At 40.6% G+C, this 20,142-nt stretch carries 18 protein-coding genes and 1 pseudogene; 10 read left to right on the top strand and 9 right to left on the bottom strand.

Features of this window, described 5'->3' with window-relative positions:
- Positions 1–2 precede the first annotated feature (2 nt).
- Together BMZ06_RS07990 and BMZ06_RS07985 are read right to left on the bottom strand one after the other, a co-directional pair.
- On the bottom strand, positions 3–938 hold the full coding sequence (locus tag BMZ06_RS07990) for a PD-(D/E)XK nuclease family protein (protein WP_089751528.1): 936 nt from the start codon (positions 936–938) through the stop codon (positions 3–5).
- Between the two features lie 32 nt (positions 939–970).
- Positions 971–1,315 (bottom strand): MGMT family protein, encoded by a 345-nt coding sequence (locus tag BMZ06_RS07985; protein WP_089751527.1) that lies wholly within the window; start codon positions 1,313–1,315, stop codon positions 971–973.
- A gap of 115 nt (positions 1,316–1,430) precedes the next feature.
- Between BMZ06_RS07985 and thiD the strand changes: the two genes are divergently transcribed.
- The 3 genes from thiD to BMZ06_RS07970 all read left to right on the top strand — a co-directional run bounded on the left by thiD (position 1,431) and on the right by BMZ06_RS07970 (position 3,480).
- On the top strand, positions 1,431–2,231 hold the full coding sequence (gene thiD / locus BMZ06_RS07980; RefSeq protein WP_089751526.1) for a bifunctional hydroxymethylpyrimidine kinase/phosphomethylpyrimidine kinase: 801 nt from the start codon (positions 1,431–1,433) through the stop codon (positions 2,229–2,231).
- Positions 2,232–2,289: 58 nt separating this feature from the next.
- Complete coding sequence (locus BMZ06_RS07975; RefSeq protein ID WP_089751525.1) at positions 2,290–2,919, top strand: Type 1 glutamine amidotransferase-like domain-containing protein; 630 nt, start codon at positions 2,290–2,292, stop codon at positions 2,917–2,919.
- Between the two features lie 111 nt (positions 2,920–3,030).
- Positions 3,031–3,480 carry a regulatory YrvL family protein gene (locus tag BMZ06_RS07970; protein WP_089751524.1) on the top strand — a complete coding sequence of 150 codons (450 nt, stop codon included), beginning with the start codon at positions 3,031–3,033 and terminating at the stop codon, positions 3,478–3,480.
- A gap of 40 nt (positions 3,481–3,520) precedes the next feature.
- On the opposite strand, the gene trhO is transcribed toward BMZ06_RS07970, so the two are convergent.
- The 4 genes from trhO to BMZ06_RS07945 all read right to left on the bottom strand — a co-directional run bounded on the left by trhO (position 3,521) and on the right by BMZ06_RS07945 (position 8,505).
- The gene (gene trhO, locus BMZ06_RS07965) at positions 3,521–4,462 is read right to left on the bottom strand and encodes an oxygen-dependent tRNA uridine(34) hydroxylase TrhO (RefSeq protein ID WP_089751523.1); all 942 of its coding nucleotides are present in this window, start codon (positions 4,460–4,462) and stop codon (positions 3,521–3,523) included.
- 84 nt (positions 4,463–4,546) lie between these two features.
- Entirely contained in the window at positions 4,547–5,908 is a 1,362-nt protein-coding gene (locus BMZ06_RS07960) for an MFS transporter (protein ID WP_089751522.1), read from the bottom strand.
- A gap of 142 nt (positions 5,909–6,050) precedes the next feature.
- Positions 6,051–6,599, bottom strand: a complete 549-nt coding sequence (locus BMZ06_RS07955) for a cysteine hydrolase family protein (RefSeq protein ID WP_089751521.1) — start codon at positions 6,597–6,599, stop codon at positions 6,051–6,053.
- Between the two features lie 718 nt (positions 6,600–7,317).
- Complete coding sequence (locus BMZ06_RS07945; protein ID WP_089751586.1) at positions 7,318–8,505, bottom strand: MFS transporter; 1,188 nt, start codon at positions 8,503–8,505, stop codon at positions 7,318–7,320.
- 366 nt (positions 8,506–8,871) lie between these two features.
- Between BMZ06_RS07945 and BMZ06_RS07940 the strand changes: the two are divergent.
- The 5 genes and pseudogenes from BMZ06_RS07940 to BMZ06_RS07920 all read left to right on the top strand — a co-directional run.
- Positions 8,872–9,102, top strand: a pseudogene (locus BMZ06_RS07940) (PTS glucose transporter subunit IIA); the annotation flags it as partial.
- Between the two features lie 129 nt (positions 9,103–9,231).
- A complete protein-coding gene (gene treP / locus BMZ06_RS07935) occupies positions 9,232–10,641 on the top strand; it encodes a PTS system trehalose-specific EIIBC component (RefSeq protein WP_089751520.1) in 1,410 nt (469 codons plus the stop codon).
- Between the two features lie 15 nt (positions 10,642–10,656).
- A complete protein-coding gene (gene treC, locus BMZ06_RS07930) occupies positions 10,657–12,339 on the top strand; it encodes an alpha,alpha-phosphotrehalase (RefSeq protein ID WP_089751585.1) in 1,683 nt (560 codons plus the stop codon).
- A gap of 22 nt (positions 12,340–12,361) precedes the next feature.
- Positions 12,362–13,078, top strand: coding sequence for a trehalose operon repressor (gene treR / locus BMZ06_RS07925; protein ID WP_089751519.1), 717 nt, complete (start codon positions 12,362–12,364; stop codon positions 13,076–13,078).
- Between the two features lie 212 nt (positions 13,079–13,290).
- The gene (locus BMZ06_RS07920) at positions 13,291–13,794 is read left to right on the top strand and encodes a DUF6933 domain-containing protein (RefSeq protein WP_089751518.1); all 504 of its coding nucleotides are present in this window, start codon (positions 13,291–13,293) and stop codon (positions 13,792–13,794) included.
- 27 nt (positions 13,795–13,821) lie between these two features.
- Here the strand turns inward: BMZ06_RS07920 and BMZ06_RS07915 are convergent, their stop codons facing one another.
- The 3 genes from BMZ06_RS07915 to BMZ06_RS07910 all read right to left on the bottom strand — a co-directional run bounded on the left by BMZ06_RS07915 (position 13,822) and on the right by BMZ06_RS07910 (position 16,008).
- Entirely contained in the window at positions 13,822–14,481 is a 660-nt protein-coding gene (locus BMZ06_RS07915) for a DUF429 domain-containing protein (protein ID WP_089751517.1), read from the bottom strand.
- 124 nt (positions 14,482–14,605) lie between these two features.
- Positions 14,606–14,731, bottom strand: coding sequence for a hypothetical protein (locus tag BMZ06_RS21115; protein WP_281244448.1), 126 nt, complete (start codon positions 14,729–14,731; stop codon positions 14,606–14,608).
- On the bottom strand, positions 14,728–16,008 hold the full coding sequence (locus BMZ06_RS07910) for a helix-turn-helix transcriptional regulator (RefSeq protein ID WP_245755973.1): 1,281 nt from the start codon (positions 16,006–16,008) through the stop codon (positions 14,728–14,730). Before BMZ06_RS07910 ends, BMZ06_RS21115 begins: the two co-directional genes overlap by 4 nt.
- 225 nt (positions 16,009–16,233) lie before the next feature.
- On the opposite strand from BMZ06_RS07910, the gene BMZ06_RS07905 reads away from it, so the two are divergent.
- Both BMZ06_RS07905 and BMZ06_RS07900 read left to right on the top strand, forming a co-directional pair.
- Positions 16,234–17,820 (top strand): M4 family metallopeptidase, encoded by a 1,587-nt coding sequence (locus BMZ06_RS07905; protein WP_089751515.1) that lies wholly within the window; start codon positions 16,234–16,236, stop codon positions 17,818–17,820.
- A gap of 350 nt (positions 17,821–18,170) precedes the next feature.
- Positions 18,171–20,120 carry an aconitate hydratase gene (locus tag BMZ06_RS07900; RefSeq protein ID WP_089751514.1) on the top strand — a complete coding sequence of 650 codons (1,950 nt, stop codon included), beginning with the start codon at positions 18,171–18,173 and terminating at the stop codon, positions 20,118–20,120.
- Positions 20,121–20,142 lie beyond the last annotated feature (22 nt).

The raw sequence follows: 20,142 nt of genomic DNA, 5'->3' as shown, positions 1-20,142 counted from the left end.
AATTATGGAAAGCACAGCTCCTGATAGTTACAGCGAGCGCAGACCCGAGGGTCCTCCTGCATGGGAAAATTCTCAATCGGAAGAGGCTTGTTTTTAGAGGGATCTTCCAGATAAGCTTTCATTTGCTCCATACTGATTTGATATAAATGCTGGACATTGATTAAATCCTGTTCTTTTAGTTGGTATTCAATATGGGTACCTTCCAGTAAGTATTCATTCCGGATAACAATATCTTCAATGGATGGGATGTCATATTTCTGTTTTAGATATAAGGCGTAAAGAGCGAGCTGGTTTCGATCTTCATCGGAAGCTTTACCGGTTTTCCAGTCCACAATGATCCATTGATCTTTTTGTAAGTCTTTATAGACAAGATCCATCACAATAAAAATCTTAACTCCATTGGCTTTCATAAAACGGAAATCCTCCGCCTCGATAAAACGCATGTGCTTTTTATTTAATACGTCCTTAAAAGAACGGCTGGAGTAAAAATTCTTAACCGTAGTGTGAAGCCGATCCGTTATCTTCTTAACTTTAGCCTCAGGAAGCTTATTGGATTGACTATAATAAATCTCGTGAAGCATAGTGTAGTGTTTGGGCCGGTTCATCCATAAATGCTCTTTTCGGGTGGATTCAATGAAACCGCGATTTAAATGCCTCCTTATTTCTTCAGTGAGGGCTTGTTCATCCGGGAGGTGCTGATTTTTAAGAACTTGCTGAATGGTCTGATAGATCAGGTCGTGAACGACACTTCCAAAGTGCATCTCCAGATTTGTAATTTTCTTCAATCGATAGGTTTGTCGGGCAAGGGAGTCAGCATCTTTCAGCCACCCATTATGTGAAAAATAGTAATCATAGCCATATTTTCGCAGACATGTCAGCATCGTCTTATGACGCGAAAGGGACCAGGACAATTCGGGATAGGGCTTGATTTCAAACATAGAAAACCTCCAATTGCATATGTAACCATATATTATAATTGATCTTCCAGAAATTTAGAATCAATAGGGAGTTCGGAAGCACTTGCTTGAAATTCCTGCAAGTTGATTCTCCATTTAATAACGGGAATTCCTTCATCTTCAAGAGCTATTCGCTGATTCTCTGCACCTTCCTCATTTTGAATGGCAATTTTACCTTGGGCATTAATTACCCTGTGCCACGGCAGGCCGTGTTTTTTGCTCATGGAGTGAAGGAGCCTGGACACTTGTCTTGCTGCTCTAGGGTTGCCGGCTAGCCGTGCAATCTGCCCATAGGTCATCACCTTTCCTTCAGGTATCAGCTTAATGATTTTCAGGACATTCTCGGTAAAGGTCTGCATTGTTTAATCCCTCCTCATGTTGTTAATTTTACAGTAAAAAAATAAGGTATGAATAGATTCTGGAAAAAAGTATTTGTTACAATTTAAATAAGATTACGAGAGGGGATAATAAAGTATGAGTATACCAAGAGTATTGTCCATTGCAGGCTCTGCGTCACAAGGAAGTGCTGGAATTCAGGCTGACCTAAAGACATTCGAAGAGTTTGATGTGTATGGCATGAGCGCTATTACAGCCATTGTGGCTAATAATAAAACAACTGATCAAGGAATTTTCACCCAGTCTATAGAAGCGATTGAAGCACAGGTGTATGCTTCTCTTGAACATGTGGGGGGAGACGCTCTTAAAACAGGGATGCTATTTACCGAAGATATTATTAAGCGTACGGCTGAACTGATTCGTTACTCTGAAGTCAGAAATATAGTCGTTGATCCAGTCATGGTAGGGAAAATGGGGTCACAACTGTTAAAAGATGAAGCTATTGAAACGCTTGTGAAGGAACTGCTGCCCATGGCTACAATTATCACTCCGAATTTGCAGGAAGCTGCCCGGATATTAGAGGCTCCTGTACCGGAAAGTCCTGAGGATATGAAGGCATTGGCGCGCGACTTGCAAAGCCTTGGACCGGATTATGTTCTTGTTAAAGGCGGTGCTTTAAAAGACTATCCTGCTGTTGATATTTTGTTTGACGGGACAAGTATGGTAGAGCTTGAATCAGAGCGTGTAGAAACCGTTCATACAAGCGGAGCAGGCTGTACTTATTCCGCCGCCATTGCAGCTGAACTTGCGAAAGGAAAAACAGTAGAAGAGGCGGTTCGGAAGGCGAAGTCATTTGTAACCAGCGCCATCGTCTATGCCTTGTCCTTTGATCGAGGAATTGGTTCTGCTTATCACGCTGCTCACCGAACAAAAAAATAGTACCAGTTCATACTTTCACAGTTCGTTTTAAAATGTTTGAAAAGGGAGGGAAGGAAGTATGAAAGGTTCTACACATTTATTTTTGTTTGGTTCGGGGCCGCCCTTTACGACGAACCTTGGAGAAGAATTTAAAGGATTAGTCGAGGGAAGCAAAATTGCGGTCCTTTATATTGAGCGGGAGGGGTCTGCCGACTATCTTCCCCTTTACACCGATTGTTTAGGTATCTCCGATTCTGAAATTTATTATCTGCCTTTAAGAAACGAATATTCTTCAGAGGATTTAGCAGCTCTTAAAGAGTCAGACGCAGTTATCATAGGGGGAGGAGACACTGTTTTATACAGGAGATTTATTGTAGAAACGTCGGTAGGGGAGGTAGTGAGAAATTTGTTTGAAGAAGGGAGACCTTTAGCCGGGTTCTCAGCGGGAGCACTGATCTCCCCAGAAAAATGTGTTATTTCTCCTAACGATAACGTTCAAGAAGTCCAGCTCTTTGAAAAGGGGTTAGGTCTTCTATTGGATGCAGTAGTTTCAGCCCATTATCTTGAATGGGAAGAGGAAGTAAATCTCAAGGCGGCTGTACAGGGGACTGAAGTAACCAAAGGATATGGAATTGCTGAAAACTCAGGGATTTATCTGAAAAATGGGCGCCTTAGCGATATAGAAGGCTATATCCATATAGAAAACTAATACTAAGATCAGGTAAACCCTTCCAAACACTTCCACCTCAGGTCATCCATAATATGGATGACCTGAGGTGGAAGTTAAAGGATACACTGGGGACTATGAGGGAGGAGAAGAATGAAAAAACATAGGTTTCGTCATTCTTTTAGAAAAGATAAATCCATGGTTTTTATAAGTGTGGGTTTCTTGCTTCTGCTTGGAGTAACCACAGTATTTGGCGTCTTTTTCTTAGGAATGGTTGGATTATTTGAATTGATGGGGGTTTCGTACGAGTCCGGCTGGTCCCTGCTCTTGTTTGGAGTGCTCATTTCTATTTTGGGCTTATTCTTTGAAGCGGCAGCTAAGCTTGTTAAAACCATTAGCTCATATGGTAAACCTTCTCCTTATGTGTTCTTGATTTGGCGTCTTTTCGTTGATCTATTATTCACCTGGCTGACGATTTACACGGTAGATGAACTTGTCTCCCAAGTGACCATGGTGCTGTGGTCAGAATGGTTTTTTACCTTCCTTCTAGTTACAGCCGATTATGTGTTTGATGAAAAGAAACAAACTAAAAAACTCGCCTGAGTTTGAGTCAAGGCGAGTTTTTTTTACGCAGATTTAGAAGTTATTTAGAAATCCTATCGTACTTATCAATTTGTTTTTTACGTTCAGCATCCCAGCGGTTTTCCGGATGCTCTTTACATTCTGCTGTACATGCCGCGTGATGCTTTTCTTCACAGTCCTCGCAACAAACATATTGTCTATTACACACAGGGTTACTGCAGTTGATCATGCGGTCTTCTTGTTTACCGCAGTGTTCACACTCTGCGACAACTTTTTCATCTACCTGATTAATAGGTACAGAGATACGTTCGTCAAACACGTACATTTTACCATCAAAAAGCTGACCCTTTACTTCAGGGTCCTTGCTGTACGTATTAATTCCACCTTCTAGCTGATAGACATCATCTACGCCATTCTTCTTCAAGATTCCAGTCAGCTTTTCACAGCGAATTCCACCTGTGCAGTAGGTGATCACTCGCTTATCTTTCCACTGATCTGCGTTCTCAGCAATCCATTCTGGAAACTCGCGAGAGTGGTTCACTTCTGGACGGATCGCGTTACGGAAATGACCGATACGGTATTCATATTCATTACGCCCATCAATAACCACCGTGTCATCTTCTTGAAGAAGTTCATAAAATTCTTTTGGTTTTACGTGTTTTCCACCGAATTCTTTAGGATCAATATCATCATTTTCAATGCTCCAGTTTACAAGTTCTGGTTTCACTCGGCAATGCATCTTTTTAAAGGCGTGGCCTTCATGTTCATCCATTTTGAAATGGATATCTGCAAAACGTTCATCTGAACGGACAAAGTCCATATATTCCTCTACTTGTTCTACGGTGCCGGAAACGGTTCCGTTTATTCCTTCTGGAGCTACAATAATTCGTCCTTTAAGACCGAGGTCTTTACAGAACTTCAGGTGGTTTTGACAGTATTCTTCATAATCAGGAAGGTCGACATACTTATAATACAGCAGAACTCGATAATCTTTTGAGCTCATAAGTGATTCCTCCTATATTGGATCTATATATCAGTTATTAGCATAAATGTCCATACTCAATCATATTCGATTCGATCTTAAATTTCAAATGTCAATTTCTTGAACAGGTGTAAACCTCCTAATTCTAACAGAATAAACCATCAGAACAACGTTTGAAGCAAGCATGAGCACGATTAGAATACCGAACGGAAGGCTGAAATTCTGAGCAGTATAAGGCTGGTGATTCAGCTCAAGCAAGATACCAGCCAGTACGGATCCAGTGGCGCTGCCTATAAAATGGACCTGCTGTTTCAATCCTATACCTGCTCCAATTTGCTCGCTGGGTAATATTCGAGACACTTCGTTTGTTGAACTGGAAGATAGACTTGAAAAGCCAAAACTAGTAAACATATAAGCCACCATAATCATATAAGGGCTTACTCTGGCTAACAAGAAAAATACAAGAGCGGAGGTTAGTAAAAGCCCGTGAGCCAGGAAAAGTACTTTGATGTTTCCATAAGCATCAATGAGCCGGCCAACATAAATAGCAGCTACCGCAGAAAGCATGGCTCCTGGGAAGATGATTAACCCAATGGCAGCTGCACCGCGATCATATACTTGTTCAAGCATAATAGGCATTAAGAATAACACAGCGAAATGGAGAGTGAACCCGATATAACTCATAAAAACAATGCGGCGGTAATGTCGGTTCATCACTAACTCAGGCTGTATAAAAGGCGTGGATGCTTTATTGATCCGCCACCAGAGCAGAGCAGCAGAAAGCATACCGCCAAAAAGGTACAGGCTGTTGAATGTTGATATATATAAGAGAAATAAGGTGGCGCTGATTCCAGATAACAAGGCGCCCACAACATCAAAACTTGTTTTCGTAGAAGTTTCTAAAGGCATATATTTAAAAAGAACAGGGATGACGAAAACTACTAAAATAGTGACGATAAATAAAAAATTCCAACTTAAATAATCCGTAATAAAACCGCCTGCTACAGGACCAAGACCAAAACCTAATGAAGTAGCAGAAGCAGTTAACGCATAAGCACTTCCCCGGCGCGACATTGGTATATACCTTCCGGCGAACACCATTGATAACCCGGGAATCGCTGCTGCGCCAGAGGCTTGGCAAAGTCTCGCAATTAACAGCCATAGATAGGAGTCAGCAAAGAAGCCAAGAATGGAAGATAAACCGAAGATTAAAATACCGATGGTCAGGAGCTTTCGTATGGGAAGGTAATCAGAAAGACGAGTGAATGTAATAGTAAAAATCGCGAGTACAATAGAATATCCCGATACGATCCAGGCCCCTTCTGAGGGTTGTAAAGAGAAGTCTCTAAGGATATTCGGTAAGGCAATATTAAACATGGTAGTATTCATAACAACGATTAGTATAGAGGCACTTAAAATGAGTACCGTACGGAAATGTTTATTGGAAGCGCAGGGGCTCTCATTCATTCTATGTCCCTTCCTTTCTAATGAAATAGTTAGACACTCGAAATACTATACCATAACATCCATTAATAGGGAATATAGTGGAGCCGGTTTGAAAATATATAAAAATAAAAAGACCGCCTTAACTTCTAAGACGGTCTTAGGTTTATTTAATAGTGGCTCCTAGTACGGATTCAAAATGTCCGAGTGCCCACTCGTGACCCGGTTGATTAAAACTGGCTACAGCATCTTTATGAATTGTAAGATTATAGCCAAGGTTGTAAGCATCAACAGCTGTATGGAGAACACAGATGTCCGTACAGACCCCTGATAAATGAACATCTGTAATTCCTCGTTCACGCAGTTTTATATCAAGATCTGTTCCTGCAAAAGCGCTATACCTGGTTTTATCCATATAGTAGAGGCTCGGTTTGAACTGACTCCTTTCGTACAAATGATGGATTTCCCCGTATAATCGTCTGCCTTCAGTCCCTCGAATATTATGAGGTGGGAAAAGCTTTGTTTCTGGGTGATAAGGATCATTTTCTTCGTGGAGATCCACCGCGAGTACCGTAAAATCATCATTGAACAAGAATTCTTTACATAATTTAGTGAGGCTTCTTTCGATCTTCTGCCCAGGTTCTCCGCAAGTTAAAGCCCCTTCAGGAGCTACAAAGTCGTTCGTATAGTCAATAACGAGCAAGGCTTGTTTCATCCAATCCCTCCTAATATGTCTATACACATATATTAACAGACAGGGATATTTTCCACATTAAATATAGCTTTGTTAAAAGGGGCTACTAATTTTTCACAAGAGGTTTTATTAAGCCATAGAGCATGATTGTGGAAGACTCAGTTTCAAGATATCTTTGGTCTGTTGCCCAAAATTCGATGAGGCTGGCTGCGGAAACAACTCGCTTTCCTGCGGGGGAACTGGCAAGCCTCCTCGCTCGTTTCACTCCCTGTGGGGTCTCGCCTAGCTCCTTCTCCCGCGGGAGTCTCGTCGTTTCCTTCGCCAACCCAGCCACGTGAAAATAACGGACCCTTTCCAAGAGAGAATGCTCACCTCCTAAATAGGTCCTGAAATGCTCTATAACAAGCATTTTCACATCGTTATAGTATGAAAATAATCTCATCACCCCATGCTTTTTTCTCATCTAGCAAACAGTATGTTAGGTGGTTTCGAGTCTCAGATTCGGCAGGTCCGGAGGGGGACGATGTAGACTCCTGCGGGATGAACATGATCGGTGAGATCCCGCAGGGCTGTTAAGCCCGAGGAAGCTCACCTCATGCCCGCGGAAAGCGAAATCGTACCCTGGAGGACCTTCCACTCAACAGATATCTCGAAACTGAGTCTTCAACAAACGGGAGCTTTTCTATAAGATTTACAGGGAGATTTAACAGATTCAAAGGATAAGGAACAGCAAACCCATCTAATAAGAGGCGGTCTGAGTCACTGATTTTGGATGTCTTTGTTTTGTAATGAGTAAGAGAAATCCGCAAGAGATCAGGAGAGTACTTGTGACGAAAAATACGGCTGAAAACCCGAATGCTCCCGACAAAAGACCGCCCATAGCAGGGCCGATAATATTTCCTAAAAAACGAAGGCTTGTATTATATCCAAGTACTTCCCCCTGCATAGCAAGAGGAGCTTCCTGGCGTATATAGGCTGTTCGGACAGGGATAATTCCTCCAATGGATATCCCTAACAAAAAACGTAATATTACCAACTGCCATATATTTGTTACAAACGCAGCGGGGAGATACACGATACCTGCCATAAAAAGAAGGAAGATTAATATTTTAATATAACCTTTGCGATCCGATAGTCTTCCCCATCGTTTGGCCATCAGCAGGTTACCTAATCCAGCAGCCGAAAAGGCAATTCCAGAGAAAAGAGCTAAATTTTCAGGTCCATGTAAATTTCCTACAAATAGTGACAGGATCGGTTGAATACTGAAGTGAGCTACTTGAACAAATAAGGAAATAACCATAACGATTAGAAGTACAGGGTGTGTCAATATGTGAGAAAGTACTTCTTTTGAATTATAGCTTGTTTTCTCGTTTACTCCTTCTTTTTCCACCCGTTCCTCTGAAATACCGAGGAAAACGATCACAGCGGATAGGGCTACGGTTATCGATACCAGTTGGAATGTAGTGGCGTATCCGATATGGTCAGCAATCCATCCGCCGAGCATAGGTCCAAGTAAGCTTCCTGTTATGCTCCCCGTCTGAAGGGTTCCAAGAACTTGTCCGGCCGTTTCTTTTGGTGTCTGAGTTGAAATAAGCGCTTGAGACATAGGAATGAATCCTGTGAAAATCCCCATAAACAACCTTAGTAAGAATAATTGCCACACCGTTGCAACAAAACCCATAAGTAGGACAGAAACGGCGAGACCTACAGCTGACATGATCAATATATTCTTTCTACCGTATCGATCACCAATGCGGCCCCAGATCGGAGAGAAAATAAAAGCGGTCACAAAGGTAATTCCAAAGATCCATCCAGACCACGTTTGAACAAATGAATCTGTAAAATCACCTAATTGATCAATATATAAAGACAAAAATGGTAAAACCATTGTGATACTTCCAGCAATGAAAAAATTGGCAAACCACATAATCCATAAATTTTTTTGTGTTTGATGTTTTGTCCGTAGGATAGAAATCACTTCTTCCAAAAAACGAGTATTTCGACACTCTAAATTTATACCACGAATTCCTGGTATATAAAAGGAAATTAATTTTATTCCCTAAAAATTAGTATGAAGTTGTTAAAAAGGTTATGTAACCAGGTTTTGGAAAGATAAAAGAGTGATAGATGACTACTATGAATGTTTTGTTAACGGTTGCAAAACTTGTATATACAAATTATAATCATAAGTAATTGATGTATATACAAGTTTGTGATTTTGGAGGAAGGCTCACGTTCATGAAGCTTTTTGGAAATAAAAATGGGAGGTTAGCTTAGCGGACCCAAGAGTTGCAAGGTTGTAGCTCTGGAAGGAGTGCCGACCCCTGTGTTCTCTCAAAACATGAGGAGAAAAGGCATTGTCATCGCACCAGCTGATGGAATGATTTTTAATCCAGTGAAAGGAGAGGTGATACAAATTTTCCATACCATGCATGCGGTAGGGATTAAAGCGGAAAAAGAAGCAGAACCCTTATTCACATTGGTTTGGAAACCGTCGGTATGGAAGAAGAGGCATAAAGTATAATCACACCTATCATTTTTACAAAAAGTGATGATTACGTGGTTCAGGCTGCGAGTGAAACTCAAGCTTCAGTGGCTCAAGCAACATTGGTGAGCGTCAAGAAAAAATAACCCACACTCGGGAGGAATGAAAATGAATCACAAAGAGCAAGCCGAGCAGATTTTGGAAGCAATAGGTGGAAAAGAAAACTTATCAGCTGCTACTCATTGTGTCACCCGACTTCGATTAGCCCTTCACGATGAAGGCATTGTCGATCAGGAAAAATTAAACAATATTGATGCCGTGAAAGGGTCTTTTTCTACCAACGGTCAATTTCAAATCGTGGTAGGGCAAGGTACCGTAGATAAAGTCTATAAAGAATTTGTGGCTTTAGCGGGAATTGGGGAATCATCTAAAGAAGAAGTAAAAGAAGCTTCCACACAAAAGATGAATCCACTTCAAAGAGCAATTAAAACGTTAGCCGATATCTTTATTCCAATTCTTCCAGCCATTGTTACAGCTGGTTTGCTGCTCGGTATAAACAACATACTTACAGCTCCAGGAATATTCTGGGACGAGCAATCTGTTATAGACGTTTATCCACAGTGGTCAGATATTGCTAACATGATTATCATTATAGCGAATACGGCCTTTACGTTTTTACCCGGGCTGATTGGCTGGTCTGCTGTTAAAAAATTCGGTGGGAGTCCAATTTTAGGTATAGTCATGGGTCTTATTCTTGTTCATCCGGAATTACTGAATGCTTGGGCTTACGGGGAAGCCGTAAAAGAAGGCACGGTTCCTACATGGAATCTCTTTGGCTGGGAAATTGAAAAGATAGGGTATCAGGGACAAGTACTGCCTGTACTAGTTGCTTCCTATGTATTAACGAAGATCGAAGTTTTCATGAGAAAGCGTGTACCAGATAGCATTCAATTATTAGTAGTCGGTCCAGTTGCTTTACTTGTAACAGGTTTCTTAACTTTCATGTTCATCGGACCGGTTACATTTGCGATCGGTAATGCTATTACAGACGGACTTGTATCTATTTTTGATAACTTTGCTGCACTTGGCGGACTTATTTACGGTGCACTTTACGGAGTACTTGTTATTACAGGTATGCACCATACTTTCTTAGCGGTTGATATCCAATTGATCGGTAGTACAAATACAACGTTCTTATGGCCGATGCTAGCCCTTTCCAACATCGCTCAAGGATCTGCTGCTTTTGCGATCATGCTTGCCTCAAGAGATGAGAAGCTGAAAGGTCTTGGTTTATCTTCTGGTGTCTCCGCATGGCTGGGTATTACGGAGCCTGCTTTATTTGGTGTAAACTTAAGATTTAAATATCCGTTTATCATCGCTATTTCTTCATCAGCAATCGCTGGTTTGTATATTTCAGCTCAGGGTGTACTCGCAAACTCAATTGGAGTCGGAGGAATCCCGGGTATCTTTTCCATCGTATCCGATTATTGGTTCGACTTTATTATCGGGATGGTTATTGTTATCGTCCTACCGCTTGTAGGTACCTATTTATACGCGAAACGTAAAAAAGATGTGTAAGGAGGCGTTACTGTGATTGAACAACCATGGTGGAAAAAAGCAGTTGTTTATCAAATCTATCCAAAAAGCTTTAATGATACAACCGGCAATGGGGTTGGAGATATTCAAGGCATCATTGAGAAGCTGGATTATTTAAATGAACTAGGGGTGGATGTGCTGTGGCTGACCCCAATGTATAAATCGCCACAAAATGATAATGGCTATGACATTAGTGACTATTACGACATTCACGATGAATATGGAACCATGCAGGACTTTGAACAACTGCTTGAAGAGACGCACAACCGTGGAATGAAGCTTATTATGGATCTTGTGGTCAACCATACATCCACTTTTCACCAGTGGTTTCAGGAATCTCAAAAATCAGTTGATAATCCTTACCGTGACTATTATATTTGGCGTGATCCAGTAGACGGGGGAGCGCCTACGAACTGGCAATCGAAATTTGGCGGCAACGCATGGGAATATGATGAAAAGACCGGACAATATTATTTACATTTATTTGATGTCACACAAGCGGATTTGAATTGGGAGAATGAACAAGTAAGAGATGAATTGTATCAAATGATGCGTTTTTGGGCTGAGAAAGGAATTGATGGATTCCGGCTTGATGTCATTAATCTCATTTCCAAAGATCAGAAATACCCGGATGATGACGGTAGTGTGGCACCAGGCGACGGTCGTAAATATTATACAGACGGGCCGCGTGTCCATGAGTACATGCAGGAAATGAACAGGGAAGTTTTTGCTCCATATGATTTGATGACGGTAGGAGAAATGTCCTCTACAACCGTGGAACACTGTATTCAGTACACAGCACCTGACCGTAACGAACTAAGTATGACATTTAATTTCCACCATTTAAAAGTAGACTATCCAAATGGTGAAAAATGGACCGTTGCCGACTTCGATTTCCACGATCTAAAACAGATTCTATCTAAGTGGCAGCGTGAAATGAATAAAGGAAACGGTTGGAATGCCTTATTCTGGTGCAACCATGATCAGCCCAGGGTCTTGTCACGCTTTGGAGATGAAGTCAATTATCCGGAAGAATCGGCTAAGATGCTGGCGACAACGATTCATATGATGCAGGGGACACCTTATATTTATCAGGGAGAAGAATTCGGGATGACTAACCCTGGCTTCGATTCTATTGAAAAGTACCGCGATGTTGAATCAATTAATATGTATAAAGAATTCCGTGAAAAAGGTGTTAGTGAAGAAAAGATCCTTGAGATTTTGAAACAAAAATCCAGAGATAATTCTCGTACACCAGTGCAATGGAATGATGAACCAAACGCTGGTTTCACCTCAGGTAATCCATGGATTACAGTGGCCGATAATTACAAATCTATTAATGCTGAAAAAGCGAAGAACACCGAGAACTCTATTTTTCATTACTATCAGAAACTGATCCAGCTTCGAAAAGAAAATGATATCCTTACATTCGGAGACTATGAACTGTTGACTCCGGAAGATGAACAGCTATTTGCTTATCTGCGCCAATGGAATGGGGAAAGATTGTTAGTAATCAATAATTTTTATGGTTCTGAAACTTCCTTCAGCTTACCTGAAAACTTAAAACTTGAAGGTAAAACAGAGGTTATGATCAGTAACTATGATGATGTCAGTCAAGACCTAAGCGATGTAAAGCTTCGCCCTTACGAATCAGTGGTCTATCACATTACCCAAGTATGATAAAATACGAATGGTGATGAAAATGAAAAATAAATTTTTAGTCATTTATAATGATCTTGTAGAAGAGATCCAAAGAGGCAGCATTCATCCAGGAGATACGCTTCCCTCTGAACATGAACTATCGAGCCGTTTTAGCACTTCAAGAGAAACCATCCGTAAAGCTTTAAATCTTCTTGCCCAAAATGGCTATATTCAAAAGGTAAGAGGGAAGGGGTCCGTCGTACTGGATCATGGCAAGTTTGAGTTTCCTGTCTCAGGTCTGACGAGTTTTAAAGAGTTATCTAATCAACTGGGGAAGGATTTTCGAACATTTGTCCATAATCTCACCTTAAGGCAGGCGGATGGTTTAATTGGAGAGCAGCTAAACTGTTCGCAGGATCATAAACTTTGGAAGATTATCCGGGCAAGAGAGATCAATGGTGAAAAAATCATTCTTGATAAGGACTATATTCGAGAAGATATGGTTCCAGGTTTGACCAGTGAGATTGCTGAGGACTCTATCTATGAGTACATTGAAAATGAACTGGGGCTTACTATAAGTTTTGCAAAAAAAGAAATTGTTGTAGAACCAGTAACTGAGGAAGATCGTAACTATTTAGATCTAAAGGGGCATGAACAGGTAGTGGTAATCCGAAGCCACGTGTATCTTGCTGATGCTACGTTATTTCAATTTACTGAATCCAGACACAGACCTGATAAGTTTCAATTTGTTGATTTTGCCAGAAGATCGAAATCTTAGAAAAGAAGAGCCGTTTAGCGGTTCTTCTTTTTTGTCTATTATAATAAAGCCAATGAATTGAGGGGTATTTTAAGGAGATGCTTGGCTGGCGCAATAAAGAAAAAGAAAAACTATGGAAGAAATAGTTATCAAATACACAGGTGATCCTAGTAGGGAATAGTAGCAGAAACTGTTACAATTAACGTATATTAATGAGATGAGGAGAATTGGTTTTGTTTGTTATCGGAGCTACGAAAAAGTTACAAAGTCAAATAGATAAGACAATTGAAAGCACAGAAGAGTATGAACAGATACCTCAGATATACCAATGGCAAGCTAATCTTATTAAGGTGAATGGGCGTAAGTGTTTAATCTTAATGAATAATAGCACAGCTTTAAATCTCACGTTGTTTGGATTGGAAAGCCCACAGTTTGAAAATATTGATAATGTAATAAAAGGATCTATGAACCAGCTATTTCAAACACTTGGTATTGAGGAATCGATTGCTGAAAAGATGTTAGAAACATCACAGGAAATCGTTTATACAAAGACGAGCAGCCGTCAGACGTTAGGATTAATGAATGAAGTAAAGGCGAGTATCGAACAACAAACGAAAAATAAAGAGTATAAAGACATTGATGCGGTGACGATTAATCAAAAGAATAACCGTATGATATTCAAGGCCCTTGAAGGCCAAACCCCTCTTTACACATTTCAAAGATATTTCGAAGAGTAGAAAAGCAGCACATTATGTGCTGCTTTTTTAAGATGAAAATGGGAAGGGATGGTGGGGAGGCTGCTCCGGCATGTGCCAAGCTGGTGATTTAGTTTCACTGAACCAATGCCAGCAGGCGAGAGCAGCCAGGCATGCATCCAATTGGTGAGTGGAGGAGTCCTCAACTAGGTCAACCGATTGAAAATAAATTTCTGATAACCACTTATGAACAAATCTTCTGCTTTGTTCGTCTTTTTTATAAAGAACTGCCTGGGGCCTGTCTTCAATGGGTAACCGGGAAGCAAGAGCTATACCGGGATGAACCTCGACGATTTCAACCTTATTAGGGAATGAATTTTTGATCATGTGGGCAAGGTGTACACCTCTTGCAGTTAAGTAAATCATTCTTGTGAGAGTTGGGGGCATAATAGAACCTGGCTTAACTCCAAGGTGCTTCGCGTAATTTCTTAACCCGCGATCAGTTTCTCTATCACCTCCGCCATCCTGGTAGGACAAAGGAGCATCTATTCCGATATAAATTTTATTATTCCTTTTTGCTTGCTCAGTAATAATAGAAAAGATGGCTTGATCCGACAATCCCGATTGAAGGTCTTCTATGAATAATTGATTATGTTCTTCACGGCAAACCACAGCAGCTGTATCTTTATGATTGGAGGGTCCAGACAGGTCGATCCCGATGAATTTCACTTTAGAACCTCTTTTCCGTTGATATTAAAAAAATACCCCTGCCACAAGGGGCAGAGGCGAAAAATTGTATAGGTATAGGATTAGGGGAGGTGCTAATTACACATAAAAAATGAAAAACAAAATCTTAAACTTCTTCAACTTCAGCTACTAGTGGTCTTGGATATGCATCTACTGCACTGTCATTTAAGATAGGCGCAGCAGCAGATGCTAGAAATGCTACCACTCCAATTACAGCAATCACTTTCTTCATAAGAGTATCCCTCCTAAATTAGAATGTTTATTTAACAATTGGATTGCTAACCTTAAATAAGTTGATGATTTTTTGTACATACGTTGTTCTTCTAATATATCAGCTAAAAACATAGCATATCGAATTACGTAAATATGTTCCTTTTTCTCTTGAAAGAATGGAATGATAGTGTCTTCTAGAAATTTTGATAGGTTGTTACTATGATTAATCACTTTTTTATAAACCTCAAAATGAAGGCTATAAGCTTCAGAAGGAAAAGTCTCTAGCTTTTCCTCACCTTTGTGAACCCATTCTAAACAACCGGTTTTATTACCAAGGCGATAATTCTCAATAATGAGACCATGAATGGTAGTTAAATAATCATACTCTTGAAATTCGGATTCTGAATCGTGATATTCAAGACTTTTCTTATAATTAATAATTGCTGATTCGTGGTTTTCAATCCGAGATTCCAAGGTTCCTATATTGATAAAAACCAGTCTCAATTGATTTTGATTTCCTGTTTGTAAGGCAATTTTTCTGGCCAAATGAAAATTTTCGAGTGCTTTTGCATAGTTTTTCAAACGACTATAGTTGATACCTTGCAAAATGTGACAATCTGCACTCTTTGCTAAATCATAATTCGATTGATAAATTTCCAGAGCCTGGTCTACATAAAATACGGATGCAGATATGTGGTTGGCCTGACTTGTACTTAAAGCAAGAAGATAATAAAGGTCACTGAATTCCCAGTCTTCCAGATTAATAGATGAACTATAATTTTTAGCTTCCATTAATTCCTGGAATGAATTATCGAAATCTCCTTGATAGTACTTAAGGAGTCCTGAACCTAGATGATAATAGAACTCCATCTCTTCATCAAAAGTATCCTTATACTGGCGGATATTTTCCCAAGCTTTATAAGCTTCGTCTACTTCATTTTCTAATAGAAGATGCCGTATCCGAAACAATTCGAAGAAAATATACAAATGATGGTTTTCCTGGGTTTCTTTCTGATTGAGAATATCCTCTTTAAGTCTTTTAGCGTCTTCTTGACGTTTAAAAGCTATAGCTTCATACCATTCCTTCAACTTTTCCTTTGATGGATGGTTTGATGAAGTCTCAAGGAAATCAAGACCGAGCCGTTCGTAAAGCAATTCTAATACTTCAAACGCGGGAACGGTTTGATCATTCTCAATTTTGGAAAGATACGCCGGTGAGATAATTCCATCTGCCAGCTGGTTTTGAGTTAAACCTTGCTTGACTCGATGAAATCGAAGTACTTTACCATATTCCATTGGCCACACACCTAGTTGATCAACTGTTGATTTGGAAGAGTGTGCCTCTTTCAAATCTATATTTAGAATACATGTTCGATTAAGAATTTTCAACAATAATCACGTGTTTCCCAAGTCGTGAAAAAAATGAGGCTTTAAGGGGGATTTTGACCCCTGACTTTCACAGGATATTCGTCTGAATATTGTGATACATTGGAATTGTATTACAAATATAGGAGGGATTCGATGAATTGGAAATCAGTAACAGCTGCATTTGTACTAGGGACAAGCTTAGTGTCGGGCGGGACATTAGCTAATGCCGAGGATAGTTCAGGTATTAAAAACAAAGGGGTTTCTTCGGAATTTATAACAGAGAACTTGAAAGGATCTAAGATTAAGAGCGATAAAGCTGTAAAAGAATTTTTTAAACAGAACCGTCAGGAGTTCAACTTTAACCCAAACAAAGATTTACATTTAGTTAAAAAGGAAAAAGATGATGTTGGAATGACTCACTATACTTATCAGAGAACCGTTGGAAATGTCCCGATAGCTAATGCGAAAGTTATGGTACATACAAATTCGAACGGAGACGTTACTGCAGTCAATGGCGAATTTCATGAGGATGCTCCAGAAAAAGTGAAGCAGTTGAAAGAGTTAAATCATAAAGAAGCTATTAATCTAGCGTGGAACCATATTGATGTTACCAGGGAAGAAGCTGATAAAGTTCAAAAAAGCAAAATTGGTAAGGATTTTGAAACACTAACGGAAAACTCTAATCTTGTTGTGCATCACCAGGATGGGGAGTACACGTTAGCTTATCATGTGGAGCTCCAATTTTCTCAGCCATACCCAGCAAATTGGCAGGTTTATATTAATGCAGAAAATGGAGAAGTGCTAAAAGCGTCTAATGTTGTTCATGAAGCTTCTGGTACAGGTACGGGAGTGCTAGGTGATTCTAAAACGCTGAATACGTATGCTTACAATAACACTTACTACTTATTTGATACAACAAAACCTATGAATGGGGTTATTGAAACGTTCGATAATTATGGAGGGCAATATAGCAGCCTGCCTGGTTATTATGTTACGGATTCTGGTAATACATTCAACAGTGAAAGGCAAAAAGCAGCGGTAGATGCCCACTATTATGCTGGAGAGGTTTTTGATTATTACTATGATACATTTGGGCGAGTCAGCTATGACAACCAGGGGGCTGATATTCGATCAACCGTTCATTATGGTTCAAACTATAATAATGCGGCCTGGACTGGAAATCAAATGATTTACGGCGATGGTGATGGTTCGACTTTCACTTATTTGTCTGGTGCTGATGACATTGTTGCCCACGAATTAACTCATGCTGTAACAGATACAACAGCTGAACTGGTATATGAAAATCAGTCCGGTGCATTAAATGAATCATTCTCCGATGTGTTCGGTTTCTTTGTGGATTCAGAAGATTGGTTAATGGGAGAAGATGTTTACACTCCAGGGACCTCAGGGGATGCTCTTCGTTCTCTTTCCAATCCAAATGCTTACGATCAGCCGGACCACATGGATGAGTACCGTAACCTTCCTAATACGGAGTCTGGAGACTGGGGCGGAGTTCATATTAATAGTGGGATCCCGAATAAAGCAGCTTATTATACGATTAACAGCATAGGAATATCCAAGGCAGAAGATATTTATTACCGGGCTTTAACCGTTTATTTGACGCCAAGCAGTAATTTCTCAAACGCTCGCCAGGCTCTTATTCAGTCAGCTCAAGACCTTTATGGGTCTCAGGCAGCGAACGCCATTTCGAATGCCTGGAGCAATGTGGGGGTATATTAAATTAAAAGCAGAAAGGAAGGAGCTGAATAAGCTCCTTTCTTTTTTGGATTAGTTACGATAGTAATTAATCGCTAACCCTTGAAAGCTTTTCTTCACAATACTCAGCAAGTTTTTCAGATCGCGACTCTGCCATAGCAGGAATCTTTTACTAAAATTAATCCAGGACATTTCACACAACCTCGATTAAAAAGCCCAGTCATATGATTATAAATAGTAGAGAATATTCTAATTTTAACCAGGAGACGACCAATTCTACGAGTAAAGGACCAGGATTTAGGGTATAAAAAGTATAGGATACTTAGATACCTCAAGAAACTACCTATTAATTTGGTGAGAAGGAGGAATTAAGTGTGAGTTATAATGTCACACAAAAGCTGATTAAAGATCATTTAGTCAAAGGGGAGATGACCCCGGGAACTGAAATCGGATTGAAAATCGATCAGACTTTAACACAAGATGCTACAGGTACAATGGTCATGCTTGAATTGGAGGCTATGGGGATTGAACGTGCCCAGACAGAGGCTTCCGCTCAGTACGTAGACCATAACTTAATTCAGGAAGACAGTAAGAACCCTGATGACCACTTATTCTTGGAGAGTGCAGCTAAACGATTCGGTCTTCACTTCAGCCGTCCAGGAAACGGAGTGAGCCACCCAGTACACATGCAGCGCCTGGCTACGCCTGGTAAAACATTGCTTGGTTCCGACAGTCACACTTGCGCAAATGGCTGTATGGGCATGCTTGCCATGGGAGCAGGCGGAATCGATGTAGCTATGGCTATTGCTGGAGAACCTTTCTATGTGAAAATGCCTAAAGTATGGGGCGTTAAAGTAACAGGAGAATTCCCTGATTGGGTAAGTGCTAAAGATGCTATTCTTGAAATGTTGAGAAGGCACGGCGTTAAAGGTGCTACTAACCACGTATTTGAATACTACGGTCCAGGACTTAAAAATCTAACTGCCATGGATCGCCACGTTATTGCAAACATGGGTGCGGAGCTTGGAGCAACAGGTACGGTTTTCCCATCCGATGAAGAAACGAAGCGATTCATGAAACTGCAAGGTCGCGAAGATGACTGGATTGAGTTGAAAGCTGATGATGGCGCTTCTTATGATGTTCATGATGAATTGAACTTATCTGAACTGGGGCCAATGATCGCTAAACCTTCCAGCCCAGGCAACGTAGTACCGATTGAAGAAGTAGAAGGAGAATCTATTTATCAGTCTTACATTGGTTCATCAGCTAACCCGGGTTACCGTGATTTCGCAGTTGCTTCCAAGATCGTAGAGGGACATCGAATTGCAGATGGTGTATCCTTTGACTTGAACCCAACATCAAGACAAATGCTGATTGACCTTTCTCAAGAAGGGCATATAGCTAACTTCCTGCAATCTGGAGGCCGCTTGCACCAGGCAGGTTGTAATGGTTGTATCGGAATGGGACAGGCACCTGCCACGGGTCGTAACAGCTTACGTACGACTCCAAGGAACTTCCCGGGCCGTTCAGGTACAAAAGAAGATAGTGTGTTCCTATGCAGTCCGGAAACAGCAGCTGTGTCAGCATTGACAGGGAAAATTACGGACCCAAGAAAGTCAGACTTTGATTATCCATCTATTAAGGAGCTGGAAGAGCCAACCATTGACACGCGGCTCCTGGATGATCCACTTCCTTATGAGGAAGCGAAAGAAGTAGAACTTGTAAAAGGACCGAATATTGCATCTATTCCTAAGATGGATGAGCTGCCGAATGACATGGAGTTGCCGATCTTACTGAAAATGGGTAATGACATTTCAACAGATGAAATTTTAGCAGGTGGTGCCAGAGTATTGCCATACCGCAGTAACCTGCCTGAGATTAGTAAGTTCACGTTCGAAATCGTAGATGAAACTTATCATGACCGTGCCATGGAAATCAGAGATCAAGGTGGTCATGCGGTCGTTGCTGGTATGAACTATGGTCAAGGTTCGAGTCGTGAACACGCCGCGCTTGCACCAAAATATTTGGGTCTTAAAGTAGCCATTGTGAAGGACTTTGCCCGAATCCACTGGCAAAACCTGGCCAACTTTGGAGTTCTCCCGTTAACATTTGTGAACGAAGAGGACTTGGAGGAGTTAGAGCAAGGTGATGTCCTAGTGTTTAAAGGATTGAGAGATGGTATTAAACAATCTAATCAAGTAGAAGTAGAAGTCAAAGGTAAGGACAAGACCTTAAAATTAGAGCATGCGCTATCTGAACGTCAAATTGAAATCATGCAAATGGGCGGTTTGATTAACTGGGTTAAAAACCGCTTAGAAAAATAATAAGTAAAAAAGACGGCGATCC

The organism is Halobacillus alkaliphilus (assembly GCF_900113125.1).
GTDB classification, from domain to species: Bacteria; Bacillota; Bacilli; order Bacillales; family Halobacillaceae; genus Halobacillus; species Halobacillus alkaliphilus.
The sequence above is the reverse complement of the archived record's forward strand: the minus strand, read 5'-3'. Positions and strand labels throughout refer to the sequence as shown.

Excerpts from the sequence above, each read along its gene's own strand:
- BMZ06_RS07960 (WP_089751522.1), bottom strand. The coding sequence starts at position 5,908 with ATGAATGAGAGCCCCTGCGCTTCCAATAAACATTTCCGTACGGTACTC.
- BMZ06_RS21115 (WP_281244448.1), bottom strand. The coding sequence starts at position 14,731 with ATGAAGAAAGTGATTGCTGTAATTGGAGTGGTAGCATTTCTAGCATCT.
- treR (WP_089751519.1), top strand. The coding sequence starts at position 12,362 with ATGAAAAATAAATTTTTAGTCATTTATAATGATCTTGTAGAAGAGATC.
- BMZ06_RS07905 (WP_089751515.1), top strand. The coding sequence starts at position 16,234 with ATGAATTGGAAATCAGTAACAGCTGCATTTGTACTAGGGACAAGCTTA.
- BMZ06_RS07990 (WP_089751528.1), bottom strand. The coding sequence starts at position 938 with ATGTTTGAAATCAAGCCCTATCCCGAATTGTCCTGGTCCCTTTCGCGT.
- thiD (WP_089751526.1), top strand. The coding sequence starts at position 1,431 with ATGAGTATACCAAGAGTATTGTCCATTGCAGGCTCTGCGTCACAAGGA.
- BMZ06_RS07970 (WP_089751524.1), top strand. The coding sequence starts at position 3,031 with ATGAAAAAACATAGGTTTCGTCATTCTTTTAGAAAAGATAAATCCATG.
- BMZ06_RS07955 (WP_089751521.1), bottom strand. The coding sequence starts at position 6,599 with ATGAAACAAGCCTTGCTCGTTATTGACTATACGAACGACTTTGTAGCT.
- BMZ06_RS07985 (WP_089751527.1), bottom strand. The coding sequence starts at position 1,315 with ATGCAGACCTTTACCGAGAATGTCCTGAAAATCATTAAGCTGATACCT.
- trhO (WP_089751523.1), bottom strand. The coding sequence starts at position 4,462 with ATGAGCTCAAAAGATTATCGAGTTCTGCTGTATTATAAGTATGTCGAC.
- BMZ06_RS07975 (WP_089751525.1), top strand. The coding sequence starts at position 2,290 with ATGAAAGGTTCTACACATTTATTTTTGTTTGGTTCGGGGCCGCCCTTT.
- BMZ06_RS07910 (WP_245755973.1), bottom strand. The coding sequence starts at position 16,008 with ATGGAATATGGTAAAGTACTTCGATTTCATCGAGTCAAGCAAGGTTTA.
- treP (WP_089751520.1), top strand. The coding sequence starts at position 9,232 with ATGAATCACAAAGAGCAAGCCGAGCAGATTTTGGAAGCAATAGGTGGA.
- BMZ06_RS07945 (WP_089751586.1), bottom strand. The coding sequence starts at position 8,505 with ATGTGGTTTGCCAATTTTTTCATTGCTGGAAGTATCACAATGGTTTTA.